Below are 24,931 nucleotides of genomic sequence, written 5' to 3' on the forward strand. Positions count from 1 at the left end.
AGCGGCGTAGTGTATCGCCAAGGCAGGCTCGTCTCTGGTCGCTACATTTTTTGCCACATCACATAACTGTTGTCCCGCGCCGCGGCGGTAAACAATTCAATTAACGGCAAAGCCCGATGTTTAAGGCTGACAACCGGTTCATTGTCGTCGCCCCGGGCATTTTCCGGCATTTCGGCAGACGCCGCTTCCGCCTGAACCGCGTTTTTCAAACGATCAAGCGCCGCGGGAACTTCATCGATCGAAATGGCGCCGGGCACGGCTCCGCTGTGTCCCATCATTTTCAGTAACCGTTGCGCGATGTCGCCAAACAGAATGATATCAGCATGCGATCTAGTCATGAACTTTACCAACATACACATCTCCTCCATGAGCGAGACAAAGCTCGCCGAGGTTATATCAAATATTAATTAATATCTTATTTTTTCAAACTATTCAGTGCGCTAGCAAACATAAGCAAATGTTTTCCTTATATTAACAAGGCCGCTCTTTTTGTTGGGATAGTCTTAAAAAATAGCTGTCCAAAGTTAAGAATAGATTAATGCAACCATTTTGGAGGTTGATCATGACTAACAATACTACTCAGACGGAACCTGAAAATAATGAAAAACTGAACAAATTAAAAACCATTACCGCAGTTGTCTATCTGTGTCAAGTATTGGCATTTGCGCTGGCGGGCCTGCCATTGCTGATAGGCGTCATCATCAATCTGGTGAAACGGAAAGAAGTCGTGGGCACATGGCTGGAATCCCATTTCGACTGGCAAATCAAAACCGTCTGGGTCGCTTTAGCGTTATTCGCGCTCAGCGGGCTGACATTATTCATGGGCGGCGGTTACGTGCTGCTGTTGGCCGTATTATGGCTGGTTTATCGCATCGCTTTCGGTTGGTATGCTCTATATGCCAACAAACCCATTGGTGAAAATCTGCTGTAGCCGGCGACATTACTGGCCGCCCCACGGCATGATGGGTACGGTGGAGATACTGCTGGCAGGCGCGCCTTCGATCAGCTTGCGGCTGATGGCGAGATAAATCAGCGTGTTACGTTTGACATCAAACAGACGGGAAACGCGTGTTTCCTTGAAAAACAGCGAGGTACCTTCGGTGAAAGCGGTCTCCTCTTTCGGCAATTTGCCATTGATAATGATCGGGCCGACCTGTCGGCAGGCGATCGAAAACTGGGACGGGTCTTCGGCAACGCCGAACGTGCCGGCAATACCGCCGGTCTTGGCCTGGCTGATATGGCAAGTGACGCCCTGCACTTTGGGATCATCGAAAGCCTGCACGCACACCTTGTGGTTGGCGCCGATCAGTTTCCAGGCGGTGGTCACGCAACCGATGTCCTCGGCGTGTGCCGCGGGCATGCAAATACTGAAAAACAAGGCTCCGTATATCAATCTTTGTTTCATATCAAATCCTCTGGCTGGCTTTATCGTTAAATCGATTGTAACAGTAGCAATTCAAAGCCGGTAGCTTCGCCGGCTGAAAAAGCCCGGCCACGCGCCGGCACCCTTGCGCATTAACGGTTTGCCTGAACTTTCCCCGAGGCTGCCAAGTCGAATTGGTTGTTATCGAAAACATCACTCAAACTGACATATCCGGTAACACTCCCTGTAGAGAAATATTTCCGAGGAGTATTCCCATGACTAACGAAGAAACAATTTCCGTCCTTAACGATCTGATCGAAGTATCCAAAGACGGCGAGCGGGAATTCCACGATTGCGCGGAGGAAGTCACCGATCCGGAACTCTTGAATTTTTTCACTAAAACGTCTCAACGGTGCGCCGAAGGCGCCGCGATGCTGCAAGAAGAAGTACGCCGCCTGGGCGGCGAACCGGAAACCGAAGGCAGTTTTGCAGGCGCCGCTCATCGCGTTTGGGCAAATTTGAAGGCGGCAATAGCCGGCGTCGACAAAAGCTCAATACTGGAAGAATGCGAGCGTGGCGAACAGTATGCCGTGGAGGCTTATGAAAAAGCCTTGCAGGAAGACCTGCCTCCCGATATTCGCGAAATGGTCGAAATGCAACACCATGGCGTTGTAGCCAATATGGAGCGTGTGCATACGTTATTGGAAAGCCAGAGGCATTAACCCGCGTCTTCTCTTTAATTCGGAGGCGGCTGCGCCTGAAACACCCACTTTCGGCACCCGCCTCCATCGCCACGGCGGCCATCAACCGGACAGCCGGGCCAGGCCGAGCCGCCGGGCGATGTCCAGAGCCTCCCGATATTCCGCCGCGCTGACCGGGCGAGACAATTCCGGAATTTCGCCGGCTCGATAGCAAGGATAATACTGATCCATCAGATTGAGATAGGTATTCGTGGAAATCTCCCGGGCAATGAACGCCGGAACCTTTTCAGTCCCGGCCAACCCGTTCGGCAGGACCAGGTGCCGAACCAATAGGCCGCGGTAAGCCAGGCCATTCTCGCCCAATTGCAGATCACCGACCTGGCGGTACATTTCCCTGACCGCTGCCCGGTTGACTTCCCAATAATCGCGCACATGGGAATAGCGGCGAGCTATCGCGGAGTCGCCGTATTTCATGTCCGGCATGTAGATATCAATGACGCCATCCAGCAAGGCGAGGGCCTCGGGACTGTCGTAGCCGCCGGTATTGTACACCAGAGGCAGCCTGAGCCCCTGGCGGGCCGCGATCAGCGTCGCTTCAAGAATCTGCGCCACCACATGGCTGGGGCTGACAAAATTAATGTTATGGCAGCCTTGGGTTTGCAAATCCAGCATCATGGCCGCCAGTTCCTCCGTTGTCGCCTGGTGTCTCGCCCTTTTCTGGCTGATCTGCCAGTTCTGGCAAAACTCGCAGCGCAGATTGCGGCCGCTGAAGAAAATCGTTCCCGAGCCGTTCCGGCCGCGCAGTACGTCTTCTTCGCCGTGATGGGCGCCGTAACTGTAAACGACGGTGTGCTCTCCGATCCGGCATACCGCGCCCTGCAGGGTCCGCAGGCGATCGACCCGACAATAGCGCGCGCAAAGATCGCAAGCTTGCAGATGCTGGCGGGCGATGCCGGCACGCCGCGCCAATTCGCCGCTTTCAAGCAGGTTCAGATAGGCGGCGTGAAAGCCGTGATCTTTATGCGCTGGCTTCGTGGCCGGAGTTGTCAAATCGAAACGCTCCTTTATGTCGGAAGTCAATGACTCCGCTGCCAGATCAGTTTACCGTTGCGAAATACCTGCTTAATGCGATGCAGCGGCACAGTATGGGTCACGCCCTCAGCGTCATTCCATTCGAAAATGCCGCGGCTGTCTTTGGGAAACGTGATGTCGGCAAGCGCCTTCAGCACCAGCGCATGCGCGATGCGATCATAATAGCCGATCTGAAATTGCGCGCGGCCGAATTCCTCGTCCCAGCGTATGCGATTGAGCAGGTCTTGAATGGGCATCATGATCGAAAGCTTGGCATTATCATCATGGTTTTTCGACCAATATCCGGGCGGTTTGTGCCGCGCCTTCGGCAAGAAATTCCAGCGCCGGCCTGCCAAGCAAGCTGCGCCATGCGCTTTCGATTCCAGCGTCAATTTGCGGCCATCAATAATGGAAAAATTGAGACGCTTATGCGAAATGATTGTCATCCTTTTTACACGCGTACCAATTTGAGGCATGCAATTAATGAAATATAAAAGCTGCAATGAATTTCTGGCCCATGTGGCTCAACTGAATCCCGGCCAGCATGAATACCTGCAGGCAGTAACAGATGTGATGGAAAGCCTGTGGCCTTACATTGCGCGTTTTCCCAAATACGCTGAGCATGGCTTGCTGGACCGGCTGGTCGAACCTGAGCGCGTCATCATGTTCCGCATCGCCTGGATTGATGACCATGGCTCCGTGCAAGTCAACCGCGGCTATCGCGTTCAGCACAGCCTGGCCATCGGCCCCTACAAGGGCGGACTGCGTTTCCACCCCTCGGTCAATTTGTCCATCCTGAAATTTTTAGCCTTTGAACAGACTTTCAAAAATGCGCTGACCACATTGCCCATGGGCGGCGGCAAAGGCGGCTCCGACTTCGACCCCAAAGGCAAAAGCCCCAATGAAGTCATGCGTTTCTGCCAGGTATTCATGACCGAACTGTTCCGCCACGTTGGCGCCGAAACTGACGTGCCTGCCGGCGATATTGGCGTGGGCGGGCGTGAAATCGGCTTCCTGTCCGGCATGATGAAGAAGCTGACCAACCGGGCCGACTGCGTGTTTACCGGCAAGGGCCTGAGCTTTGGCGGCTCCCTGATCCGGCCTGAAGCGACCGGCTACGGCACCGTGTATTTTGCCCAGGAGGTGCTCAAACGAAAAGGCCTCTCGTTCGATGGCCTGCGCGTCAGCGTGTCGGGCTCCGGCAATGTGGCCCAGCACGCCGTGGAAAAAGCCATGGAACTGGGCGCCAAAGTCGTCACCGTCTCCGATACCAGCGGCACTATCGTTGATAATGACGGTTTCACTCCTGAAAAACTGGCGGAGTTGAGGGACATTAAAAATCATCTCTATGGCCGCGTCAGTGACTATGCCCAACGCACGGGCAGCGAATTCCATGAAGGCACTCGCCCCTGGAATGTCCCTGTTGACGTGGCATTGCCCTGCGCCACGCAAAACGAGCTGGATATCGTGGATGCATCGACACTGATCAAAAACGGCGTACTCTGCGTGGCCGAAGGCGCCAATATGCCGACCACCACCGAAGCCGCCAGACTGTTTGAGGCCAATAAGGTGCTCTATGCGCCGGGCAAAGCGAGCAATGCCGGCGGCGTGGCCACTTCCGGCCTGGAAATGAGCCAGAATGCCATGCGCCTGTCGTGGACTCGCGAAGAAGTCGAGCAACGCCTGCGGGAAATCATGTGCGGCATTCATCAGGCCTGCGTGCAGTACGGTGAACGCGAGGACGGCAGTTTCAGTTATGTGGACGGCGCCAACGTCGCCGGCTTTGTCAAAGTAGCCGATGCCATGCTGGCGCAGGGCGTTCTGTAAGAATCAGCGACGGCGGTTTCATGCCCGGACCGCAATAGCAGCCCTGCTCCACGGCGAACAGCATGGAAGTGAGCAGCGGATTTCTCTGTGCAATAACAGGCTGGCGGATGCTCACCATCGATCAACGTGGAGTGGCTGGCATCACCCTCACAGGTTCTAAAACAGCTTTTTTTAAATCATATTTACTCACCGTCAAGTCTCTATAACTGATGTTACGCAGACAATCGCCCTGCAAGTCGCGATATATACCCAAAGGGCATAAAGGCATCGCTCCCACTATCTCGGTCTATAACCTTTCTCCCGCCAGCGCGGCGGCTGAAGGCAAATTGCGTCAGCCCGGCCGATGATCCATTAATGTCAGACTGGCGTTTGCTCTCCGTACAGGTTATCGTTTACGGTTATCATTTGTTCATTTCAATTATCTTGATCAAGGATCATTCCCATGCAAGCCTATTTACCGATTATTCAAGATCTGCTTACCCAATGGTATCAACTTACCCTTGATAATGCAGTGTACGCCGCGGCTTTGGCGGTATCTGTCTGGTTACTGACGGCCTTGTTCTACAGAATACGGATTGGCTTAATAAACAGAAAAAATCGCGCCAGGGCGAAAGAAGCCCAGGATAACATCGATGCCGCGCAGCAGCAGACACAAAAGCTGCAAGAAGAATTAACCGCCAATACCGCGCGCATGGAAGAATCGGAGATCGCCGCCAACAAGGCGACCCAACGCGCGCTGGATCTGGAAAGACGCATCACCGAGCGCAACATGCAGTTGACCGACAGCCTTCAGGCTTTAACGGTCAGCTTCAACCTGGACAGGCAAGCCTTAGCGGCTGGCGATGATCTTGACGGGGAAGGCTTGTGGCGGCAATACAGCGCCGCCCTTGCGCAATTAACCGAACGCTTGCGCACCGAGCTGCAAACCAAAACCGACCTGCGGCAGGCCTGTCAGGCGGAAGCGGCCAAGCTGGCCGAAAAGGAAACGCTGCTTGAAGCGCTGCAGGCCCGCCTGAACGCCCAAAGCCAGCAACTTGTCCAACTGGAAGAGCACAACACCCTGCTGCAACAGCAAATCGCGGACAGCGCGCAAAAACAGCAGGCCGATCTGGCGCGCCTTGCGGAACTCGAGCAACTGGCGACTGAATGGGCGCAAACGAAAACGCAGCAATTGCAAATGGAAGAAACCATCCATGCGCGGAATATCCGTATCGAGCAATTGCAACAAGCCGGGCAAATTCAGGCCGCTGTTATCGAGCAGCAGCCACAGGCTCCGACTGAACCTGAAAAGGTTGTGGCCGAAGAGCTTGCCGCATCCGTTGTAATGGAACAGCCCCCACAGGTGCCCGCCGAGCATCGCATCAATGATGTCAGCGATAAAATCAAACACATCTTTGGCGCCAGGCAGCAGGCAACGGAACAGGATGAAAAAACGGCCAATGCAGCGCCTGTCACCGACAACCCTGCCGAAGAGATCCGCCCTGCCCCGGCCGAAAACAGTATGGAAGCGATTCAGGCCCAACCCGCCAGCCCGGAACCGCAGCCGCTTGAGAATAAAGCCCCCAAGCTGGCCGGCAAAATCAAACAGATATTTGACAGTGCCCGGCAACAGATAGCGAAATTTGATGAAAAAATGGCCGGCGAGACAACCACTGCCGATAAAACGGCCGAAACGTCCCGATCTGCCGCAATAGAAGCAGATAACAGCGATATTCAACCTGAGCCATCAGGCACGGAGCAGCAGCCATCCGCTGCCGTCAGCAAACAATCCGATAGCGTAACCGGAAAAATCCGCAACCTGCTCGGCACCCGCAAGTCGCCTCGGGCCGCTATACAAACCACGCCGGCGGAACAGGATGAGCCGGCCATTCTGTCACTGCAGGAATCGGTGCAACCGTTGGCTGACCACGAGCTTGATAGCATTGCCGGAACAGGCAAAAAAATTCCAACCCGGCTCAAAAGCCTGCTGCGCAAATTCCAGCCCAATGCCTAAACGTTAAAGGAAGCCAATTCCTGTTTCCGGCCTGTTCGCGAGTGGTCAAAATCACGACTTGAATATTTTGACCACTCGCGAACAGGCCCATGCCCCGCCCTCGTCATATGGCAAAAGCAAACAAACCCATAGCTTTACCTGTCACCGTTAAACGTCCATTCCGGATCATCGCCCATCGCGGCGCGTCCGCCTATGCGCCCGAAAACACAATGGCCGCTTTTAAGCTGGCCACGGACATGGGCGTCACAGACATCGAACTCGACGTTCAGCTGTCATCGGACGGCGAGGCGGTGATATGCCATGATTTATCGTTGACCCGCTATGGGATTACCGGCTATGTCGAAGCCATGAGCTGGCCGGAACTATCGCAACTGGATATGGGGTCCTGGTTCTCGCCCTACCTGTTTCAGGGCGAAAAGTTGTTAAGGCTACAGGACCTGTTCAAGGAATACGACGCCGAACTCACCTATCATATAGAGCTAAAAGGCACTGCTCCACAACTCCCACATCAAGTCTGCCGCGTTATCGAGGCTTATAATTTACGCGACCACATCGTCATCACCTGTTTTTCATATGAAATCCTGATGCAAGTCAGGGCCATTGCACCTTATTTGCGTTTAGGCTGGCTGGTGCGGGACATCGATAAGAAGGTGCTTGCCAAAGCCAAAGCGCTTGAATTATTTCAGCTTTGCCCTCGGGCAGACCGGCTCACACAACAAGCCGTCCGCCTTGCCCATTCAATCGTGCCGGAAGTCAGAGCCTGGGGCATCAACGGAAAACGCGAGGACGTTTTGGCATTGATTCAAAAGACCCTCGCTGCCGATTGCGATGGCATTACGGTTAATTGGCCTGACTGGATTTCGCATTGATGCCAGCGTGAACGCCACCCTTCTTTTGTACAAAATCGCGCGTCAATCGCAGTCCATGAACAGTTGCTGAAAGCTGGAGCCACACCCGGCCAGAAGCGATCCATTGGTCACCGTGCATGACACCCGGCCGCCCTCTGGTTCATGGATTTTTGAACGGATCCATACTATGCTTAAAGACTGCTTATAGCCTTACACTTAAATATTTAATTAACGGGATAATGCTATGGTAATCCGCGATTCCAATGTGTACCTTATCGGCCTGATGGTTTGTATGGCATTGAATACGGGCTGTCAGAGCCGCGGCACCGACTCCCGTAGTCTGCTGGGCGCTGTTGAAATCCGTGATGAGCAGATCAAGGACACCAGGCCAGCCGACCTGCCCGGCACGGTTTATGTCAGCGATTTTACCCTTGAGGCGCAACGCATCGAAGGCGATCACGGCATTTTGCCCGAAAGGCGTTTAGGGCCGATCGGACAGCGATTGCCGAACCCGCTGTCGCCGGCCGATCCTGAAGCACGGGCCAGGGAAATTGTTGATATCATGAGCCGGAGCCTGGTCAAGCGCCTTAGGGATAAAGGCTTCGATGCCCGGCGGCTGTCCGGCCCACAGACGACTATGCCGCGCGACGGCTGGCTGCTACAGGGCATTTTTACCGAAGTTGATGAAGGCAACCGTATAAAACGTGCCGTGATCGGCTTTGGCCGCGGCGCAACGCGCATGAACGTCCAGGTCGGCGTCAGCGATCTGACCAGCGCAGAGCCACAAACGCCTTTTATCGTCTTCGGCACCATCAAGGATCCCCAAAAAACGCCGGGCGCTGCCGCAACCTTAAACCCCTATGTCGCCGCCGCCAAATTCGTCATGGAAAAAAATGCGACGCAAAAGGATATCGAGGCAACCGCCGGGCAGATTGTCGACGAGATTCTGAAATATACGCATAAATTCAAGGAACAGACCGAAACGAACAAGCCGACCGAATAAGCTGACCTGGTATTCGTCCGCTATAACCGCTCATTAGCGCGCTGCCTGGAGCGACTCCGAACTTCCTTGGAACGCCGGATTGCAGTCAGCACAAGTTTTCAAACCATGACAGCAGACGTAGAAGCGATAGCCAGTCAGGCATCTTGCAAATGCTCGAGCGGATCTGTTTGTTTGCAGCTCGGGAGCCACGTGGATACAACCGGCTTTACACGCTAAAAAGCCGCCATTCCTGTACGCTAGAGCGCTTCAGGCGCTCTGTTCGATGCCTAATTTATTGCAATTCATGGGCTAGCGCCTTACTCTATGCCGCAATTACTTCATTTCCCGGAGGCATAATGAGCAGCATATACGGAGACCAGCACCTGGCCATGCAGGATGCTTTCGACACTCGCAGCCTGGCTGACAGTGTCGGCCAGATCATTGTCCAGTCAGAAATTGCCGATGACCATAAGCACTTTATCGAAACCCGTGACATGTTCTTCCTGACCACGATCAATCACCGTGGCTACCCTACCTGCTCCTACAAGGGGGGCGCACCGGGATTTGTAAAAGTCGTCGACAACAAGACCCTGGCTTTCCCCAGCTACGACGGCAATGGCATGTTTCTGTCCACGGGCAATATTACCGCCAACAACAAAGTCGGCTTGCTATTCATCGACTTTGAAATGCCGCACCGCGTACGCGCTCACGGGACGGCATCTATCGATCGCAACGACCCATTACTCGGCGAGATTCAAGGCGCGGAAATGATCGTACGGGTCACGATTACCGAGATTTTTGTCAATTGCCCGCGCTATATCCACAAGTATCAGCGCGTGCAGACCTCCCGATATGCTCCTCAGGACGGCCAGCCAACTCCGCCGCCGCAGTGGAAGCGCATCGATGCATTACAGGAAGCCCTGCCGGAACGGGATAAAAATATCGCGGAACAACTGGGCGGCACGATTACCCCGGAAGAATACACCGCCCTGCTCATGAAAGGAGAAGCCTGAGATATAATTTCGGCCATCTTTCCGACAGGAACTTTTGATTTCCGCACATTTTCTAATTTTTTGTAAGTTTGATGTTTAAACCAATCCGCTAATAATACCAAGGGGACTATCAATGAAACATCTTAATCAACTCACGATTGCTTTTTCCCTGTTGCTTTCTTTCAGCATGGCCGGTTTCGCCGGCGAGTCCACGTCCTCACCCGAATCCAAAGGCATGAACAGAATGGGTGGCGGTATGGGCGGCATGGGAGGCATGGGCGGCATGACCGAAGAGCAAAAAGAACAGCATATGCGTGCCATGCAGGAGCATATGTTGCGTATCCATGATCTTTCCAATCAGATTCTGGCAGAGAAAGATCCCGCAAAAAAAGAAGAACTGAAAAAACAACAATTGGATCTGCTAAAAGCGCATCATAGTCAAAAGATGGAGCATCGCCAGCAAGGGAAAAAGGAACGTCAAAAAATGATGCAACCGGGATCAAAAAGCGATCAATAACGTTATCGAAGGCGGCCTATACGCCGCCGGGCGATATCACAGCCATTGACTTCCATGCCTAAAACCCGCTCCTAACTATTTCTCATTATCGTCAGGTTGAGTTATCGTATGACTCTTTTTACGCAAAGGATTACCTGATGAATAATTATCCTGAAAAAACTTGCCAAATTGACCGCCTCGTTTGCCATCCCAAATTGGTTGCCGCCGCCTTGAGCGGACAAAAAACGCAGCAACGCCGGAACGGAGTCTACGGTTACCCGGGAGAGACCTTTGAACTGGAAGGCACGACATTTACCGTTACCGCTCTGGAACAACAAAGCCTGGGCGATATGACTGATGCCGATGCGAAAGCGGAAGGCTACCCGAATCTCGATGCCTATAAGGAATTGATCCTGAGAATGCACGCCGGCATGGCCTGGAACAATGACAGCCAGGTCTGGGTCCATTTCTTTAAACGCAACGATTAAGTCGGCAGTCGGCATTTCCATATTTATATGCAACTCAATAGCGATAACCGAACCGACTGAACCTTGTGCCCAATCTTAATGGAGTTTGCCATATAAATGTCATTATGCATGATTCATAAAGCCAATTTGAGCGTTTATAGAAAATGGATAGCCATTATTTGGCTTATCGGGGGGCTGATGGCAGCCCCTTTATCGCATTCGGCTGAATACCCGACCGATGCCACGCTGGTTGAAGTCATCAACTCCCTGATGACTTCAAATCGGCACCCTTACCTGCCGCATGACGACATTTATGACCAGCACGAGGACATTCAGGCACTGTACCAGTTGAACCGTTACCAATTTGTCTGGTTAAACGAAGATGATTCCAACCGCCAGGTGGAGGATGTGCTAGCGCTGCTGGCAAGCGCGGAAAAAAACGGCCTGAACGCGCAAAACTACGACAGCGACCATCTCGCCCGGAAATGGCTGCAAATCAAGACCGGTCAGGAAGAATCGCCGCAGGCGCGAGCGCTATACGATACGGCATTGAATATTGCCCTGCTGCGTTATCTTTCCGATCTGCATTACGGTCAGATCAAGGCTCAAAATGTCAAACTGGCCGACGACATAATCCTGGAACCGATCAATCTTGTCCGCCTGATTGTAGAAGCCGCCGCTGAAAAAAAACCGTCTGAACTCGTTGCCCGGGTTGAGCCTGTCATGCCTGTCTACCGGCATTTAAAACAAGCTTTATCCAGGTACCGCCAACTGGCCCAAATGCACGATACTCCTCGGTTCGCCTTCTCAAGAACCTTGCGTCCGGGCGACCATGACCCGCAAATGGAACCGTTACGCCGATTTCTGACGACTTTAGGCGATATGCCTCAGCCAGAGGAAACCGATGCCGAGACCCAAAGCGAAGCCACTCTTTATGACGCCGCCCTGGTCGAAGGCGTAAAAAATTTTCAGTCAAGGCACGGCCTGGGAAGTGACGGTGTGATAGGCAAAAAAACAGTGGCCGCGCTCAATGTTCCTCTCGCCGACCGAATCTGGCAAATCGAATTGTCCATGGAACGCTTTCGCTGGTTGCCCAGGCTAAAAGAGGGATCGCTGATTATCGTCAATATTCCCGCTTTTCAGTTATGGGCGTATGATTCGATCGCTGAAGAAACCGAGCCGCCGTTGAACATGAAGGTGATCGTCGGCAAATCAATAAACAAGCAGACGCCCGTGTTCATGGCCAACATGTACTTTCTTCAGTTCAGGCCCTACTGGAACGTGCCGCAAAGCATCGTCAGGGAAGAACTGCTGCCCAAACTGCGCCGGAACCCGTCTTATCTAGCCGGCCAGAACATGGAACTGGTCAACCGCTTCGGCCCGAATGCAACCGTGCTGCCGGTTAACGATGAGACGATGACTCTTTTGAGCCGTGGCCGCGCGAAAATCCGTCAGCTTCCGGGTCGCCTGAACGCGCTAGGCAGCGTGAAGTTCATGTTCCCAAACGCTTACAATGTCTATCTGCACGACACGCCCACCCCCAACCTGTTTAAACGCACAAGACGGGACTTCAGCCATGGATGCGTTCGGGTCGAAGACCCTGAAGCGTTAGCTGAATTCGTGCTGAAATCGAAACAAGGCTGGGACCGGCAAAAAATCCGCAACGCAATGCGCCGGGAGAACCCCAAGCATGTCTCGCTGGAAAAACCGATCCCGGTGATTATGTTCTACACCACGGCAATGGCCACTGCTGACCAGGTGCTATTTTTCGATGATATATACAATCTCGATAATCCCTTGCTTCAGGCCCTGTCGAGACCGCTGCAGAAGAAAGCCCCCGATACCGTCACCAGCCAGGCAGAATGAAACAGGCGCCAAACCCAGACGTTACCAGGTTCTGAACCGGCCTGTATCGAGATGTACGAAATTTGAGTTCCGGTAATAGCCTACGCCGCCGGCATGCATGGCGATAGCGGCGTTGCGCAAGCGTTTGGTATTAAACCTTTCAATGCGAATATCGATAGCCCGACCCTGCATATGCAGGCTTTTAGTGGCAACGCCATCGCTCTGATCATGCAACAGCGCGTTCGTATAGGGCGAACGGTAACCGGAAATGATCTGGAACGGTTTATTTATACCCAGCATGACTCGCAGGTTATAAAGCTGATCCAGTAGCGCCGTGTCAATGTCGTATACATCGTCGGTTCTGTGATCCCGCAGCAGATAATTTACTTCCTGCAGCGCATCTGAAAGATACCGGCCTTTTTCGAAATAGGTTAATGCTAAGCTTTCGCCGGTATGGGTGTTTAAAAAAGCCAGCTTTCGGGCGGATTGATAAGGTCTTTTTACTGAAGCCTCAGTGAGACCGGGAAAACCTGCCGCTAATGACCCACAAGCTAACATCTGTAAAAATCTTCGCCGGTTAATTTGACTCTGAATTTTATCGATAGTTGACATATTATTTACTGATTCCTCTTGTGCGGACCGGTTATTACCGGACTGAGCAGCCCTGATCCGCTAACGGCATTTCAAACCAAAATTGCCGGGGGTTACTACAAAAAGCGGTTCATTCTAGTGCATTTGGCTCTTATCTGAAAATCAAGCCTCAACCCGAACCGCTATTTTTTAGGCATCATAAGGCAATAAGTTATTATTTATCAGTATATTTACAATTAAAAATTAAAGACATTTATATTTTACTGGCAGAGCTTCGCTTGCGACAGATACTGATCCCAATGCGCCGCCTGCCATACCTTCAACAAAGGCGTCGGTGGCGGTGCAAGCCAATAAAGCGCTATCGTGCAAACTGTCATTAGCGCAGAAGCCGGAATATTTCTATAGCTGAATAATTTCAATGCCGTGCCAAACGATTTTTTCATCCTGGTATTTGATAAATCGACGCTATACAACTCATCCAGCAACAAATGCACAACAAAGCCGATGGCCACAAACAAACCATTCAACCATGCATGCAAGATATCCCATTGCAGGAAATAAAAACTGATACAGGTCATTAAACAGGCGAAAAATACAGCTGCCAATAATGAGTGAAACACACCGCGATGCTCGGTAAAACTGTTAAACAGATTAAACAGCCCATAGCGTATCCCTACATAAGTAGCCGTGGCTCCCAGCAATAGCGACTGTTGCGCATAGCTGTTCCTAAATATCACCCATACGGCGGACACGCCCAGCAAGGCCAGTGCATTAAACAACAGCTTGACCGGTTTGGAATTATTGGCGTCGATATCCGGCAACATGCCCCCGATGGTCCCTAAAAAGATAAGCCAGGGCGCATCGGCGCCATCAATCAGCCGCGCGTCAACGGCAACCAGCGCCGCAACGCTGCTGACGGCGGCGGCGATGGATACGTGGGCTTTAAAATTCGCCATACTGAACAATCATCTCCTGAAGTCAGAACAAAAAGGCGCATATGAGATCACATGTCTAGATACATAGCAAATTGGCTAATATTCCCGTAACCCTGACTTTTTTTGGAAAGCTTATGCCTGAGGATCTGATTTCGCTACTGGAACACCCCGAGACGACGGTCGCCATTGTTGGCGCCACGGATAATACCGCCAAATTCGGCAATATCATTTACAAGGACTTAAAACGTAAAGGCTTCCGTTTGTTTCCGGTCAACCCGCACAGGAAGATAGTAGAGCAAGACCAAGCCTATCCGTCACTGGCGGAAATACCCCAGAAACCGACGATCGTCGACTTTGTGGTCCCGCCGGCAGTCACCCTCGCATCGCTAAGGCAATGCCTCGACTTGGGGTTGATGAATGTCTGGCTGCAGCCGGGAACCACCAGCCCGGCAGTAATGGACTTCCTGCAACAAAACAACTTCAATTATCTAACCGCCTGCATTATGGTGAAAACCCGTTTTATCGCACGAAATAAAACTTGACAAACTGTTGTCAAAGTTAGTTTTCCCACAGCAGGCGCTTGGGCATTGCTCGTTTCCAAGCACGTCTTTTATCGAGCGTTTTTAACCCGCCACATCGCCCTTCTGGGTTTGTTATCCATTTGATAAATAAAGATAATAAACCAAACTCCGTACAACTGTTCAAAAGCTGGGCAATTTAACAAAAAGACTTTAAAAGTGGCAGGTTAGCGGATTTATTTTCAAGTTATTAACAGAGTTATCCACAGAAAATGTGGATAACTTCATGATCTTCGATTTATATTTTTTTTCAATTAACCGCAGCCCAACAGCATTCCATCTAACGAATCAATTGATTTAACGTTGCCCTATTACAACAGCGACTGCTTGTAAAATGGCAACCTGTCGCCTGTTCACGGACGCTGGTCTTGCGTGGTTTTTACCGGAGAGCGGTTATCGCCGATTTCGGCTCCTGGTCCAAAATGGGCAGTCTTTGCTTTTTTGTTGACTGAATCAAATGCATCTTGAAAAGCTACAGCTTGACCTCCATGATTATTTCAAAATAAGAAACTATTAATCAATAATTATCGCTGTTGTAAACAAATAAGCGCATGTGTATAGTATGCCTCAATTCCTTTTTTCTTATTTTCCATTTACTAACGGGTCTTCAAAATGACTGATTTTCAAAGAGATATTTTAATCGGGTTGATGTTTATCACTGGCATTTTTGTGTTTATTTCAGGCGAGTTTATCGTCTCGACTGTTCTGTTTGCAGCAGCGGCTATTTTTAGTAATATATTCTTCAATCGCAGACTGCACGGCTAATTTTTTACCATCTCCTGGTATTGCACACCAAACAGTGACGATTGATTGTCCTGTTTGCCCCTCATACTCCCAATGCCCTTTTGCACTGGGAGTTTTTTTTGCCCGGGGAATTAGTGCCTTTTGGCGCGTGCTCGCAGGATCACAAATTTTGAATTGGCAGCGACGACCGAACAGGCCTCGAAAAGACGCCTAAGCGCCACATGATAGCCCAGATGGCGATTGCCGATCACCCATAGCTCCCCGCCTGTCCGCAGTATCCTGTGGGCGTGTTTAAACATACTGGTGGCGATCTGATCACCTACGGCATGCTGCTGATGAAAAGGCGGATTGCAAAGAATCAAGTCGGCCGAATCCGGCTCAAACTCCGTCAGGCCATCGCCAACGCGGAATATTGCCTGCCGCTCCACCCCTAGCGCGCGGCTAAAATTCTCCCTGGCGGAAGCCACGGCCATGAAAGACTCATCGACAAAATGAACGGTCGCCCGCGGATTGCGCACGGCAGCCATCAAACCCACTACACCATTGCCGCAGCCCAGATCGACAATATCGCGCACTTCGGGGTTGACGGGCAGATGCTGAAGAAAAAAACGCGTACCGATATCGAGACTGTCGCGCGAGAACACATTGGCGTGATTAGTGATCAGGTAATCGGTACCCTCAAGCCGATAGCGGACCGGATAAGGATTGGCCGGCACCTTCCGTTTCGGATCAGGCTCGGCGAAAATCAGGCGCGCCTTTTTACGCGCTAGAGATGTGGTCGTCGGCCCGACCAGGCGCTCCAGTATTTTCCAGACTGAAGCCGGCATGGCCTTAATCATGCCGCCGACGATAATCCGCGTCGATGCCTGCAAATGCGGTTGCAGGCGCAGCAACTGATCTTCCAGTAAAGCCAATGTCTTTGGCACTTTGATCAGAACCAGGTCAGAAGCGCCGTCCGGTGCCTCCAGGCTGTTCAGCAGTCTGACGCTGTCCTCGTTCAGGCCGTTGCCGGCCAGATTCATGCGCGTCGCCTGCTGCGACAGATAGGAGTCGGAGATCGCCTGCGGCCGAAAACCGCTCAGCGCCACGGCTAGAGCGCCAAACGTGTCATTCAGGATTAATATCCGTGCACCAGCCGGCAGATTCCCGTCTTCGGCCAGATAATCGAGCAGGTATTCATCGGCCGCATCCCAGGCGCGCAGCAACTCACGTGCGCGCAACGGCAGGCGATCCAGTTTAAACTCGCCCTGAGGTACGGTTAAAAGATTGTCCAAGCCAGACCCCGCCATAAGGACGGCCGAGCGGCCGCCCTGTTGATAGTTTAAAGTGTTAAGCGCGCGACATGAACTTGCCGGTCGCGGTATTGATCCTGATCAGCTCATCGGTTTCCAGGTATTCAGGCACCTGAACTTCCAGACCGGTGGTCAGGCGCGCCGGCTTGGTGCGGCCTGTCGCTGTCGCGCCTTTGATACCGGGCGCCGTTTCCACAATCCCGAGCACGACGGAGCCCGGCAGTTCGATGGCCAGCAAGGCATCGTCTATCAGCAAGGCCACGATGCCTTCGAGCCCTTCGGTCAGATATTCCTTCTGCCCCTCCAGATCATCCCCACTGATGCTGTACTGGCTGTAATCTTCCATATCCATGAAGATGTAATTGTCGCCATCGACATAGGAAAACTGCACTTTGGCGCGCACGCAGTCGGCATCCTTGAAAAAATCGTCGCCCTTTAAGGACTCGTCCAGCTTTTGCCCTGTCTTGAGATTGTTAAAACGGACTTTATACAATGTCGATGCCCCGCGAGATGACGGGCTTCTGACTTCAACCTGCTTGACCACATGCGGAACGCCGTTTATCTCGACGACCATGCCTTTCTTTAACTCACTGGCCTTTGCCACACAACTCTCCTTACGATAATCCCTGCCGCCATGTGACAAGGTTTTGGATTAATGATTAACGCCAGCGCAACCGATAACGTCGGCGGCTGTTTTGAGCCGGCCATTATATCGCGGAAATTCCGCCGAAAGCAGCCCGCTGACCGGAGAACGGACAGGATCAACATTCATCATCATGGAAGCTGAGACGAGCCCCTCAAGGTTTGCGCTTTTACGGCCGGACCGGGGACGGGGGCCGTCATGCGCCTAGATTTTCAAACGCTCGACAATCCGCCCATGCCGCAGATGCTCCTCGATAATTTCGTCGATATCGTCTTTATCGTGATAGGTGTACCAAACCCCTTCCGGATAAACCGCCATTACCGGCCCCTCGCTGCAGCGGTCCATGCAACCGGCGTTGTTGATGCGGCACTTTCCAGGGCCGTTCAGATGCAATTTTTTAACCTGCTCCTTGGCGTAATCGCGCACAATCTTGGCGCCATGGTTCGCGCAACAGGCGCTGCCGTTTTCGCGTTGGTGGGTACAGAAGAATACGTGGTATTTGTAATAGCTCATGGAAATTCACTTCATAATCTTTTGGCCGGCCATTTTATCGCGGCCCGGGCATTTACACAGCTTTCTTTACTGGCCGGGTTTCCTGAGCATCTTGCGTACTTCGCCCAGATGCGTTTCCTCCTGTGCGATCAGGCGCCGGGCATAGTCCTCCAGCATCACGTTGCGGTCTTTCACCAGTTGCAGAAGATCATAATAAGCCGTCAAAGCCTGCATTTCATGCTCCAGCGACTCCCTGAGAATATCGCCGATATCATGACGGTGCGTTTCCAGCAACGGGCCGATGCCTAGGGAAGGATGACCGCCCAGATGCGTGATCAATTCGCCTGCTTCGTTGGCATGGGTCAAGGATTCGGTTGCCTGGCCGCGCATCCACGAAATGATGGGGATGCGGTTGTAGCCATAGATCATCAAGGCATAGTGCGTATAACACACCACGCCGGCCAATTCGATTTCCAGGACTTTATTGAGCACGCTAACCACTGCGTCATTATCGATTCCGGTGTCAGTCATGAGAGCCTCCAATAAAAAATTGACGAACGCTTTATTCATTTGAAAAGAAACTTCCTGATTGGTGCCCGTTCAAAAGTCAAAAAATGCTGACTTAACAGATTCACGAAAAAACTTTCGATATTCGACAGGTTATCTCCCATGCATACTTTTCTTTGGGCATTGGCGCGTATTTTTATTATAGGTGGCATTTTAGGGTTCCTGATGTCCCGCTGGTTCGGCATTAACACGCCTTTGATGAAGAAAAATCCGCCTTCCGAGGAAATGTTAAACGCGCGCATACACCTGCCGCCGGGCTTTTCGATTTCGGTCTATGCGAAAGATTTACCCGATGTCCGCATGTTGCGTTTTACCGAAGCGGGCGATCTGCTGGCGAGCCTGCCAAATGAAGGCCGGATCGTCTTGCTTGAGCGGGATGCCGACAATGACGGCGCGCCGGACGGCAGAAGCGATCTGGTGACCGGACTGAACCGGCCGCATGGCATGGATTATTATCAGGGCCGATTGTATGTTGCCGAAACCGATGCAATCGGCCGCATTGCCTTTAATCCCAAAACGCGCAAGACACAAGGCGAATACGAGCAGGTCGTCACCGGCATCCCGGGCGGCAGCAACCACTGGACCCGCACGTTACGCTTCGGCCCGGATGGCCTGATGTATGTTTCGGTCGGATCGAGCTGCAATGTCTGCGAGGAAAAAAACCCGAAACGGGCGGCCATGCTGCGCTATAACCCGGATGGCGGTCAGGACGAACTGTTTGCCACAGGGTTGCGCAATACGGTCGGCTTTGACTGGCATCCCGATACCCATGAACTGTTCGGCGTCGATAACGGCCGGGATTTTCTGGGCGATGATTTTCCGCCCGAAGAACTTAACCGGATCGAGCAAGGCAAATTTTACGGCTGGCCTTATGCCAACGGCAATAAAATCCCTGATCCCGATCTGGGCGCCGGCCATGAGGAACAAATCCGCAACAGCCTGCCCCCCGTCCACGAATTCGCCGCCCATACCGCGCCTCTTGGAATGACTTTCCTGCGCAATAAAAATTTGCCGCCGGAATTCAAAAATTCGGCCCTGGTGGCACTGCACGGTTCCTGGAACCGCACCGAGAAAACTGGCTATAAGGTCGTATCGCTGCATTTCGGGCCCAAGGGCACGATTACGGAGCGCGACTTTATCAGCGGCTTTGAGTTTCAGGGCGATGTCATAGCCCGGCCTGTCGATGTTGCCGAAGGACCGGACGGCGCCATTTATGTCTCGGATGATTTTACCGGCAGCATCTATCGGGTTTCCTGGCCTTGAGAATACAGTTGTAGCAATGTAATCGGCTGTCGGGTCAAGCCTCCGGCAACTCTGCCGCCTCACCAGCCCCGTTAAGCGCTGCATCAAGCTGCCGTTCGTCCAGTTCATTTTCCCATTTGGCGGCAACCACGGTCGCGACGCCGTTGCCGACGAGATTGGTCAGCGCGCGAGCCTCGGACATAAAGCGGTCTATGCCGAGAATCAGCGCCAGTCCCGCCAGCGGAATGGTCGGGATGGCCGAAAGCGTCGCGGCCAGGATGATAAAACCGCTGCCGGCCACGCCCGATGCGCCTTTCGAGGTCAGCAGCAGAACGCCGAGTATGGTCAATTCCTGGCTCAGCGTCAGCGGCGTATTAGTAGCCTGTGCGACGAAGATCGCAGCCATGGTCAGGTAAATGGATGTGCCGTCCAGGTTGAACGAGTACCCGGTCGGAATCACCAGCCCCACCACCGATTTCGAGCAGCCCAGTTTCTCCATTTTCAGCATGATGCGCGGCAGTACCGATTCCGAGGAAGACGTGCCCAGCACGATCAGCAGTTCTTCCTTGATATAGCGGATGAACTTCAGGATGCTGAATCCCGTCAATCGCGCGATCAGCCCCAGCACGATAAAAACAAACAGCAGGCAGGTCAGATAAAAGCTGCCCATCAATTTCGCCAGCGGCGCCAGCGAGGCAATGCCATATTTGCCGATGGTAAAGGCCATGGCGCCGAAAGCGCCGATCGGCGCCAGCTTCATGATCGTCGCCACAATGCCGAACAGCACCTGCGAAATCTTGTCGATGAACACCGTGACGTCTTCGCCCAGCTTTCCCAACGCCGCCAGGGAGAAACCGAATAATAATGCAAACAGCAGCACCTGCAGGATGTTGCCCTTGGCGAAGGCATCAACGACACTGGTGGGAATGATGTTGAGCAGAAATTCCACCGCGCCCCCCGATTTCGCCGCCGTGGTATAGGCGGACAGGCTTCTCGCATCGAGCGCACTGGCGTCGATATTCATGCCCGCGCCGGGCTCGATGACATGCACGACAACCAGCCCGATAGCCAGCGCCAATGTACTGACGACTTCGAAATAAACCAGCGCCCTGATGCCGACGCGCCCGACCTTGTTCATATCGCGCATGCCGGCGATACCCGTGACCACGGTGCAGAAAATGATCGGTGTGATGATCATCTTGATCAGCTTGATAAAGCCGTCGCCTAGAGGCTTCATGGCGACGCCGGTTTCAGGAAGGAAATGGCCGAGCAAAATAGCCAGGACGATAGCCGTCAGTACTTGAAAATAAAGCTGTTGATGGATTTTTGTCCGAGGGGGTGCCGCTTGCATGAATAGCTTTCTCAGGAGAACGAATTTCCGTTAATGCCACTGCCCGGGCCGGCGCGCGCCGATTAAATGTTGCCGCCAGTATTGATTGTTAAGGCTGGACACCAGGACCTTGCCGGTACGCTGGCTAGGGGCGTGAATGAAGTTATTATCGCTGATATACAGGCCGACATGGGAAAAAGGATAGCCATTGGTATTAAAAAAAACCAGATCGCCGGAATTAAGTTGATGTATCGAGACTGGCGGCAGAACCTGAGCCATTTCGCGCGTGGTGCGCGGCAAGGCGATGCCCTGGTGTTCATAAACATGTTTGATAAAACCGCTGCAATCGAAGCCTTCCCGCGGCGAGGCCTTGCCGTAGCGATAAGGAACACCCTGCAGGCTCAGGGCATAATTGACCACCGGCGGCAGTTGCGACTGTGCAGGCCAGACCGGACGGATTTTAGGCTCATGAGAACACCCGGCGGACAAAACGGTCACTAGCGGCAAGGCAAGCCGGATAAAAAAATGCAGATTGTCTAAGCCAGCGGAGTTTTTCAATGCGTTAAAACCACAGTTAAGGATTACCAACAAAAACGGCTTATAAATAGATGATTAGGCTATCATATCCGAATCCGAATACAAGCGCACATAGTCGGCTTGGGAAACGGCGGACAACCTTCAAGCGCCTGAACCGCTGCAAACGGTCCGGATTATCAAAGTGCCTGCGCTAGCACGATACCAGCGGTTAAGTCATCGGTCAGAGCAGGCATCAAGCGACAAATAACAGCACCGCAATATAATGGCTGGCACTGCCCGCCAATACGAAAATATGCCATATATTATGAAAATACCTGACTCTGTCATCCAGCGCATAAAACACCACGCCTATGCTATAAAACAGCCCTCCCGACAAGAGCCAGAAAAAACCTTCCATCGGCATGACCCGCAGCAAGGGTCTGATCGCGATCAGTATAATCCAGCCCATCAGGAGATAAATCACCACCGGCAGAACACGCTGCTCTTTTCTGGACAGCAACTCCAGCAAACTCCCCAGCACCGCCAGACTCCAGACGATTCCGAATATTGACCAACCCCAACTGCCGTGCAGCGTTACCAGCGTAAAAGGCGTATAAGTGCCGGCAATCAAGAGATAGATCGCATGATGGTCGAGTTCGGCGAACACTTCCTTGGCTTTGCCCTGCAAGCCGTGATAGAGCGTGGAAAACGTATAAGCTAACACCAGGGACGTCCCATAGACGCTAAAGCTGACAATTTTCCACATATCGCCCTGCCGTACGGCCAGCACGACCAGCACAATCAGTCCGACGCACGCAGCTAGCGCGCCCAGCAAATGGCTGATGACATTGAACCGTTCTCCATCATGCATTCGCGCCACCTTCTAAGGAACGGGAATGAAATAAGACCCGAGTTTGAGACAGGATTTAATTGTTATTTAAGCCATTTTATCAATTTTAAACGCGGCATCGTTTGATAATCAATATTACCCGCCTGAAACGGCGAAAATGAACCCAATGCCGGGCGTAATTTTGCCCCTAAACTGGTCTGATCAAAAAAGCCTTGAAATTGAGTAAGGGGAAAAATATCCCATAACGACTTTACGCACGAGGAGTTCGCATAAAATGAACGAAATCGAAGATCTCGACGACATAACCTTGAATTATCGTAAACTGATAGCCTCGCAACAGACATTATTGCTATCGACCGCTACAGGAAACGGTATTCCCGATATCAGTTACGCCCCCTTTGTACAGACCCCATCAGGATGCTTTTATATCTTTGTCAGCGAGCTGGCCAGCCACACGGTTAATTTGTTGCAGAATCCGCAGGCTTCGGTCATGTTTGTCCGGCCGGAATCCGAATCACTTAACCTGTTTGCGCGCGAACGGGTTGTATTCAGTTGTAAGGTCAAGGAAATTTTGCAGGATGATGAAGATTACAACGTTCAGTTGCACGCGCTGGGGACGAAATTCGGCAAAGTCGTCAGCCTGCTTCGGTCTTTATCGGATTTTCATTTATTTGCTTTACAACCTGAAAGCGGACGATACGTCGTCGGTTTCGGTCGTACCTATACCATTGGTATGAGAGACGGAAGCGTGCATCCTGTTAAACCAAAAAACGTAATTCAGGATGAGGCATATTGATTTTTAAACTTGATGACCTTATATCAAAGCTTACCTGAACTTTAAAAATATTCTCAAATGAGCTCCTTGCATATTGTTTGCCCTTTGTGCCATACCATTAACCGAATTCCATCCGACCGTCTGGACGACCGGCCCCATTGCGGCAACTGTAAACAGGCTTTATTTACGGGACAGCCTCTGGAATTAGACAGCAGCCAGTTTCAACGTCATATTTCGCGTAATGATATGCCTGTTGTTGTCGATTTCTGGGCTCCCTGGTGCGGACCTTGCAAAATGATGGCGCCGGCTTACGCCCAGGCCGCGGTCCATCTTGAGCCCAAGGTGCGTCTGGCCAAGCTTAATACGGAACAGGAACAAGGTCTCGCCGCGCAATTTAACATTCGCAGCATTCCTACCATGATCATCTTCAAAGCCGGCCGGGAAATCGCCCGTCAATCAGGGGCCATGAGTGCCGCGGATATCGTGCGCTGGATCAGCAGTCATTTGTAAACACCAAAACCCGCTTATCTCGGGCATGAAAACAGGATCAGAATCTACGCCATGCAAGACGGCTTATTGATAGAATAGCTTCCGCGATGTCAGGATTGCGACTTGATACTCAGCATGGTTGCTGAAAAGAAGACTTAAACCCTACTGTAGGAGGGTTCAAAAGCGACAATGGCAATTGAAATGAATGGGGTGAACGATGGGGCTCGAACCCACGACAACCGGAATCACAATCCGGGGCTCTACCAACTGAGCTACGCTCACCATAATAGGGACTTCTCAAGAAATGGCGCGCTTGGCAGGACTCGAACCTGCGACCCCCGGCTTAGAAGGCCGGTGCTCTATCCGGTTGAGCTACAAGCGCAAATTGGTCGGGGTAGAGGGATTCGAACCCCCGACATCCTGCTCCCAAAGCAGGCGCGCTACCAAACTGCGCTATACCCCGACAATCTTCTTAACTAATGGCTTGTTAAACTTCTCAACCACCCTTGAAGAGCTGACTATGATAGCGATGCGCCTCCTCGTCGTCAACTCTTTTTTTATTAATTTTATAGTTATTTTTCAAACAAAACATAAGTCATTGAAATCATGCCATTTCGTGCCACGACCAAACAGATCCCGCGCCTCATTCGACACCAGAAACTGCCGCCTACAACTTGGCCTTAACGACTTGATAAACCGCTTCCGCGGCAGTATCCGCGCCTTGCATGACCTGCTCCAGTTCCGCCAGCTTCGCCTCGGCGAAGTCTCTGTCCTTAAGCCCCCCGGCGTTGATATACACATTCAACGCTGCGCTTTTTAAAGCGCTGTAACCGGCCATCGCGGCCACGCCCGCATCGCTGATCACGCCCAGATTACCCTTATCCGCTGCAATGCGGCTTAGTTCAATCGCTTCCGCGCAAGCACGGGCACAAGCCAAGGGCACATCGGTCGCTTCTTTCAATACCGCCTGAATCGCCGCACTGCGCGCCGTTTTTTCCTCTTCGGTTTCTTTCGGCAGGCCGTAAGTAGCCATCAGGCGATCAAAGACATCCACATCGGCTTTGATCATGCCGATCAGTTTTTCCCGCAGGGCTTCCGATTTTTCCAGCAATGCCCGCATTTCAGCTTCGACCTCGGCGTATTTAGGCTTGCCGATGGTCAGGTTGCACACCATGCTGGTCAAAGCGGCCGATTGCGCCCCCATGACGGCCGCGGCGCTGCCACCGCCAGGCGTAGGCGCTTTACTGGCCAGTTCATCAAGGAACACCTGGACTGATTTATCTTTAATTTCGCTCATTACTA

Annotated in this window: 28 protein-coding genes and 3 tRNA genes; 14 read left to right on the forward strand and 17 right to left on the reverse strand. The window is 52.3% G+C overall.

Going from position 1 to position 24,931, the window contains the following annotated elements; all coding sequences use genetic code 11:
• Positions 1-41 precede the first annotated feature (41 nt).
• Complete coding sequence (locus METMA_RS0103975) at positions 42-368, reverse strand: DUF1840 domain-containing protein (protein WP_332248850.1); 327 nt, start codon at positions 366-368, stop codon at positions 42-44.
• Positions 369-562: 194 nt separating this feature from the next.
• On the opposite strand from METMA_RS0103975, the gene METMA_RS0103980 reads away from it, so the two are divergent.
• Positions 563-931, forward strand: coding sequence for a DUF4870 family protein (locus tag METMA_RS0103980; protein WP_020157778.1), 369 nt, complete (start codon positions 563-565; stop codon positions 929-931).
• A gap of 9 nt (positions 932-940) precedes the next feature.
• Here METMA_RS0103980 and METMA_RS0103985 read toward each other — a convergent pair whose 3' ends face one another.
• Positions 941-1,405 (reverse strand): CreA family protein, encoded by a 465-nt coding sequence (locus tag METMA_RS0103985; RefSeq protein ID WP_020157779.1) that lies wholly within the window; start codon positions 1,403-1,405, stop codon positions 941-943.
• 233 nt (positions 1,406-1,638) lie between these two features.
• Between METMA_RS0103985 and METMA_RS0103990 the strand changes: the two genes are divergently transcribed.
• Entirely contained in the window at positions 1,639-2,085 is a 447-nt protein-coding gene (locus tag METMA_RS0103990; protein WP_020157780.1) for a PA2169 family four-helix-bundle protein, read from the forward strand.
• 81 nt (positions 2,086-2,166) lie between these two features.
• Here the strand turns inward: METMA_RS0103990 and METMA_RS0103995 are convergent, their stop codons facing one another.
• Positions 2,167-3,144 (reverse strand): hypothetical protein, encoded by a 978-nt coding sequence (locus METMA_RS0103995; RefSeq protein ID WP_020157781.1) that lies wholly within the window; start codon positions 3,142-3,144, stop codon positions 2,167-2,169.
• A complete protein-coding gene (locus METMA_RS27710) occupies positions 3,141-3,581 on the reverse strand; it encodes a DUF504 domain-containing protein (RefSeq protein ID WP_020157782.1) in 441 nt (146 codons plus the stop codon). The genes METMA_RS0103995 and METMA_RS27710 overlap by 4 nt, the downstream gene beginning before the upstream one ends.
• Positions 3,582-3,618: 37 nt before the next feature.
• On the opposite strand from METMA_RS27710, the gene gdhA reads away from it, so the two are divergent.
• The 8 genes from gdhA (at position 3,619) to METMA_RS23895 (ending at position 12,606) form a co-directional block, all read left to right on the forward strand.
• Positions 3,619-4,962, forward strand: coding sequence for an NADP-specific glutamate dehydrogenase (gdhA, locus tag METMA_RS0104005; RefSeq protein WP_020157783.1), 1,344 nt, complete (start codon positions 3,619-3,621; stop codon positions 4,960-4,962).
• A 442-nt stretch (positions 4,963-5,404) separates the two neighbouring features.
• A complete protein-coding gene (locus METMA_RS0104010; RefSeq protein WP_020157784.1) occupies positions 5,405-6,955 on the forward strand; it encodes a coiled-coil domain-containing protein in 1,551 nt (516 codons plus the stop codon).
• Between the two features lie 107 nt (positions 6,956-7,062).
• On the forward strand, positions 7,063-7,824 hold the full coding sequence (locus METMA_RS0104015) for a glycerophosphodiester phosphodiesterase (protein ID WP_020157785.1): 762 nt from the start codon (positions 7,063-7,065) through the stop codon (positions 7,822-7,824).
• A gap of 223 nt (positions 7,825-8,047) precedes the next feature.
• Positions 8,048-8,806: a DUF4410 domain-containing protein gene (locus METMA_RS0104020; RefSeq protein ID WP_020157786.1), complete on the forward strand. Its 759-nt coding sequence runs from the start codon at positions 8,048-8,050 to the stop codon at positions 8,804-8,806.
• A gap of 335 nt (positions 8,807-9,141) precedes the next feature.
• Entirely contained in the window at positions 9,142-9,798 is a 657-nt protein-coding gene (locus METMA_RS0104025; protein ID WP_020157787.1) for a pyridoxamine 5'-phosphate oxidase family protein, read from the forward strand.
• Positions 9,799-9,910: 112 nt separating this feature from the next.
• On the forward strand, positions 9,911-10,294 hold the full coding sequence (locus METMA_RS27390) for a hypothetical protein (protein ID WP_020157788.1): 384 nt from the start codon (positions 9,911-9,913) through the stop codon (positions 10,292-10,294).
• Between the two features lie 137 nt (positions 10,295-10,431).
• A complete protein-coding gene (locus METMA_RS0104035) occupies positions 10,432-10,761 on the forward strand; it encodes an ASCH domain-containing protein (RefSeq protein ID WP_020157789.1) in 330 nt (109 codons plus the stop codon).
• Positions 10,762-10,938: 177 nt separating this feature from the next.
• The gene (locus METMA_RS23895; RefSeq protein WP_198014457.1) at positions 10,939-12,606 is read left to right on the forward strand and encodes a L,D-transpeptidase family protein; all 1,668 of its coding nucleotides are present in this window, start codon (positions 10,939-10,941) and stop codon (positions 12,604-12,606) included.
• A 21-nt stretch (positions 12,607-12,627) separates the two neighbouring features.
• On the opposite strand, the gene METMA_RS0104045 is transcribed toward METMA_RS23895, so the two are convergent.
• Both METMA_RS0104045 and METMA_RS0104050 read right to left on the reverse strand, forming a co-directional pair.
• Complete coding sequence (locus METMA_RS0104045) at positions 12,628-13,143, reverse strand: YcbK family protein (protein WP_020157791.1); 516 nt, start codon at positions 13,141-13,143, stop codon at positions 12,628-12,630.
• Between the two features lie 293 nt (positions 13,144-13,436).
• Complete coding sequence (locus METMA_RS0104050; RefSeq protein ID WP_020157792.1) at positions 13,437-14,132, reverse strand: metal-dependent hydrolase; 696 nt, start codon at positions 14,130-14,132, stop codon at positions 13,437-13,439.
• A 113-nt stretch (positions 14,133-14,245) separates the two neighbouring features.
• On the opposite strand from METMA_RS0104050, the gene METMA_RS0104055 reads away from it, so the two are divergent.
• The gene (locus tag METMA_RS0104055) at positions 14,246-14,653 is read left to right on the forward strand and encodes a CoA-binding protein (RefSeq protein WP_081917772.1); all 408 of its coding nucleotides are present in this window, start codon (positions 14,246-14,248) and stop codon (positions 14,651-14,653) included.
• Between the two features lie 911 nt (positions 14,654-15,564).
• Here METMA_RS0104055 and METMA_RS0104065 read toward each other — a convergent pair.
• The 4 genes from METMA_RS0104065 to METMA_RS0104085 form a co-directional block, all read right to left on the reverse strand.
• Positions 15,565-16,722 carry a methyltransferase gene (locus tag METMA_RS0104065; protein ID WP_020157795.1) on the reverse strand — a complete coding sequence of 386 codons (1,158 nt, stop codon included), beginning with the start codon at positions 16,720-16,722 and terminating at the stop codon, positions 15,565-15,567.
• A gap of 40 nt (positions 16,723-16,762) precedes the next feature.
• On the reverse strand, positions 16,763-17,329 hold the full coding sequence (gene efpL, locus METMA_RS0104070; protein WP_020157796.1) for an elongation factor P-like protein EfpL: 567 nt from the start codon (positions 17,327-17,329) through the stop codon (positions 16,763-16,765).
• Positions 17,330-17,572: 243 nt separating this feature from the next.
• Complete coding sequence (locus METMA_RS0104080; protein WP_020157798.1) at positions 17,573-17,881, reverse strand: (2Fe-2S) ferredoxin domain-containing protein; 309 nt, start codon at positions 17,879-17,881, stop codon at positions 17,573-17,575.
• 66 nt (positions 17,882-17,947) lie between these two features.
• A complete protein-coding gene (locus tag METMA_RS0104085; RefSeq protein ID WP_027147020.1) occupies positions 17,948-18,391 on the reverse strand; it encodes a ferritin-like domain-containing protein in 444 nt (147 codons plus the stop codon).
• Between the two features lie 138 nt (positions 18,392-18,529).
• On the opposite strand from METMA_RS0104085, the gene METMA_RS0104095 reads away from it, so the two are divergent.
• The gene (locus tag METMA_RS0104095) at positions 18,530-19,690 is read left to right on the forward strand and encodes a PQQ-dependent sugar dehydrogenase (protein ID WP_020157801.1); all 1,161 of its coding nucleotides are present in this window, start codon (positions 18,530-18,532) and stop codon (positions 19,688-19,690) included.
• A gap of 34 nt (positions 19,691-19,724) precedes the next feature.
• On the opposite strand, the gene METMA_RS0104100 is transcribed toward METMA_RS0104095, so the two are convergent.
• The 3 genes from METMA_RS0104100 to trhA all read right to left on the reverse strand — a co-directional run bounded on the left by METMA_RS0104100 (position 19,725) and on the right by trhA (position 22,386).
• On the reverse strand, positions 19,725-21,020 hold the full coding sequence (locus tag METMA_RS0104100; RefSeq protein ID WP_020157802.1) for a dicarboxylate/amino acid:cation symporter: 1,296 nt from the start codon (positions 21,018-21,020) through the stop codon (positions 19,725-19,727).
• A gap of 30 nt (positions 21,021-21,050) precedes the next feature.
• Positions 21,051-21,557, reverse strand: a complete 507-nt coding sequence (locus METMA_RS0104105) for a C40 family peptidase (protein WP_020157803.1) — start codon at positions 21,555-21,557, stop codon at positions 21,051-21,053.
• 211 nt (positions 21,558-21,768) lie between these two features.
• The gene (gene trhA, locus METMA_RS0104110; RefSeq protein WP_020157804.1) at positions 21,769-22,386 is read right to left on the reverse strand and encodes a PAQR family membrane homeostasis protein TrhA; all 618 of its coding nucleotides are present in this window, start codon (positions 22,384-22,386) and stop codon (positions 21,769-21,771) included.
• Between the two features lie 253 nt (positions 22,387-22,639).
• On the opposite strand from trhA, the gene METMA_RS23900 reads away from it, so the two are divergent.
• A complete protein-coding gene (locus METMA_RS23900) occupies positions 22,640-23,161 on the forward strand; it encodes a HugZ family pyridoxamine 5'-phosphate oxidase (RefSeq protein ID WP_020157805.1) in 522 nt (173 codons plus the stop codon).
• Positions 23,162-23,218: 57 nt separating this feature from the next.
• Positions 23,219-23,650: a thioredoxin TrxC gene (gene trxC, locus METMA_RS0104120; protein WP_020157806.1), complete on the forward strand. Its 432-nt coding sequence runs from the start codon at positions 23,219-23,221 to the stop codon at positions 23,648-23,650.
• A gap of 185 nt (positions 23,651-23,835) precedes the next feature.
• On the opposite strand, the gene METMA_RS0104125 is transcribed toward trxC, so the two are convergent.
• The 4 genes from METMA_RS0104125 to fchA form a co-directional block, all read right to left on the reverse strand.
• A tRNA-His gene (locus METMA_RS0104125) sits at positions 23,836-23,911 on the reverse strand.
• 23 nt (positions 23,912-23,934) lie between these two features.
• Positions 23,935-24,011 (reverse strand) — tRNA-Arg (locus tag METMA_RS0104130).
• Positions 24,012-24,015: 4 nt separating this feature from the next.
• Positions 24,016-24,092, reverse strand: a tRNA-Pro gene (locus tag METMA_RS0104135).
• 204 nt (positions 24,093-24,296) lie between these two features.
• Positions 24,297-24,926 (reverse strand): methenyltetrahydrofolate cyclohydrolase, encoded by a 630-nt coding sequence (gene fchA, locus METMA_RS0104140; protein ID WP_020157807.1) that lies wholly within the window; start codon positions 24,924-24,926, stop codon positions 24,297-24,299.
• Between the last annotated feature and the right edge of the window lie 5 nt (positions 24,927-24,931).

Origin of the sequence: Methylobacter marinus A45, assembly GCF_000383855.1 — a bacterium.
Lineage (GTDB): Bacteria > Pseudomonadota > Gammaproteobacteria > Methylococcales > Methylomonadaceae > Methylobacter > Methylobacter marinus.

What these genes read in the sequence shown, in the direction of transcription:
- METMA_RS0103975 (WP_332248850.1), bottom strand. Translation starts at nt 368, where the DNA reads ATGGAGGAGATGTGTATGTTGGTAAAGTTCATGACTAGATCGCATGCT.
- METMA_RS0103980 (WP_020157778.1), top strand. Translation starts at nt 563, where the DNA reads ATGACTAACAATACTACTCAGACGGAACCTGAAAATAATGAAAAACTG.
- METMA_RS0103985 (WP_020157779.1), bottom strand. Translation starts at nt 1,405, where the DNA reads ATGAAACAAAGATTGATATACGGAGCCTTGTTTTTCAGTATTTGCATG.
- METMA_RS0103990 (WP_020157780.1), top strand. Translation starts at nt 1,639, where the DNA reads ATGACTAACGAAGAAACAATTTCCGTCCTTAACGATCTGATCGAAGTA.
- METMA_RS27710 (WP_020157782.1), bottom strand. Translation starts at nt 3,581, where the DNA reads ATGACAATCATTTCGCATAAGCGTCTCAATTTTTCCATTATTGATGGC.
- gdhA (WP_020157783.1), top strand. Translation starts at nt 3,619, where the DNA reads ATGAAATATAAAAGCTGCAATGAATTTCTGGCCCATGTGGCTCAACTG.
- METMA_RS0104010 (WP_020157784.1), top strand. Translation starts at nt 5,405, where the DNA reads ATGCAAGCCTATTTACCGATTATTCAAGATCTGCTTACCCAATGGTAT.
- METMA_RS0104015 (WP_020157785.1), top strand. Translation starts at nt 7,063, where the DNA reads ATGGCAAAAGCAAACAAACCCATAGCTTTACCTGTCACCGTTAAACGT.
- METMA_RS0104020 (WP_020157786.1), top strand. Translation starts at nt 8,048, where the DNA reads ATGGTAATCCGCGATTCCAATGTGTACCTTATCGGCCTGATGGTTTGT.
- METMA_RS0104025 (WP_020157787.1), top strand. Translation starts at nt 9,142, where the DNA reads ATGAGCAGCATATACGGAGACCAGCACCTGGCCATGCAGGATGCTTTC.
- METMA_RS27390 (WP_020157788.1), top strand. Translation starts at nt 9,911, where the DNA reads ATGAAACATCTTAATCAACTCACGATTGCTTTTTCCCTGTTGCTTTCT.
- METMA_RS0104035 (WP_020157789.1), top strand. Translation starts at nt 10,432, where the DNA reads ATGAATAATTATCCTGAAAAAACTTGCCAAATTGACCGCCTCGTTTGC.
- METMA_RS23895 (WP_198014457.1), top strand. Translation starts at nt 10,939, where the DNA reads ATGGCAGCCCCTTTATCGCATTCGGCTGAATACCCGACCGATGCCACG.
- METMA_RS0104045 (WP_020157791.1), bottom strand. Translation starts at nt 13,143, where the DNA reads ATGTTAGCTTGTGGGTCATTAGCGGCAGGTTTTCCCGGTCTCACTGAG.
- METMA_RS0104050 (WP_020157792.1), bottom strand. Translation starts at nt 14,132, where the DNA reads ATGGCGAATTTTAAAGCCCACGTATCCATCGCCGCCGCCGTCAGCAGC.
- METMA_RS0104055 (WP_081917772.1), top strand. Translation starts at nt 14,246, where the DNA reads ATGCCTGAGGATCTGATTTCGCTACTGGAACACCCCGAGACGACGGTC.
- METMA_RS0104065 (WP_020157795.1), bottom strand. Translation starts at nt 16,722, where the DNA reads ATGGCGGGGTCTGGCTTGGACAATCTTTTAACCGTACCTCAGGGCGAG.
- METMA_RS0104080 (WP_020157798.1), bottom strand. Translation starts at nt 17,881, where the DNA reads ATGAGCTATTACAAATACCACGTATTCTTCTGTACCCACCAACGCGAA.
- METMA_RS0104085 (WP_027147020.1), bottom strand. Translation starts at nt 18,391, where the DNA reads ATGACTGACACCGGAATCGATAATGACGCAGTGGTTAGCGTGCTCAAT.
- METMA_RS0104095 (WP_020157801.1), top strand. Translation starts at nt 18,530, where the DNA reads ATGCATACTTTTCTTTGGGCATTGGCGCGTATTTTTATTATAGGTGGC.
- METMA_RS0104100 (WP_020157802.1), bottom strand. Translation starts at nt 21,020, where the DNA reads ATGCAAGCGGCACCCCCTCGGACAAAAATCCATCAACAGCTTTATTTT.
- trhA (WP_020157804.1), bottom strand. Translation starts at nt 22,386, where the DNA reads ATGCATGATGGAGAACGGTTCAATGTCATCAGCCATTTGCTGGGCGCG.
- METMA_RS23900 (WP_020157805.1), top strand. Translation starts at nt 22,640, where the DNA reads ATGAACGAAATCGAAGATCTCGACGACATAACCTTGAATTATCGTAAA.
- trxC (WP_020157806.1), top strand. Translation starts at nt 23,219, where the DNA reads ATGAGCTCCTTGCATATTGTTTGCCCTTTGTGCCATACCATTAACCGA.
- fchA (WP_020157807.1), bottom strand. Translation starts at nt 24,926, where the DNA reads ATGAGCGAAATTAAAGATAAATCAGTCCAGGTGTTCCTTGATGAACTG.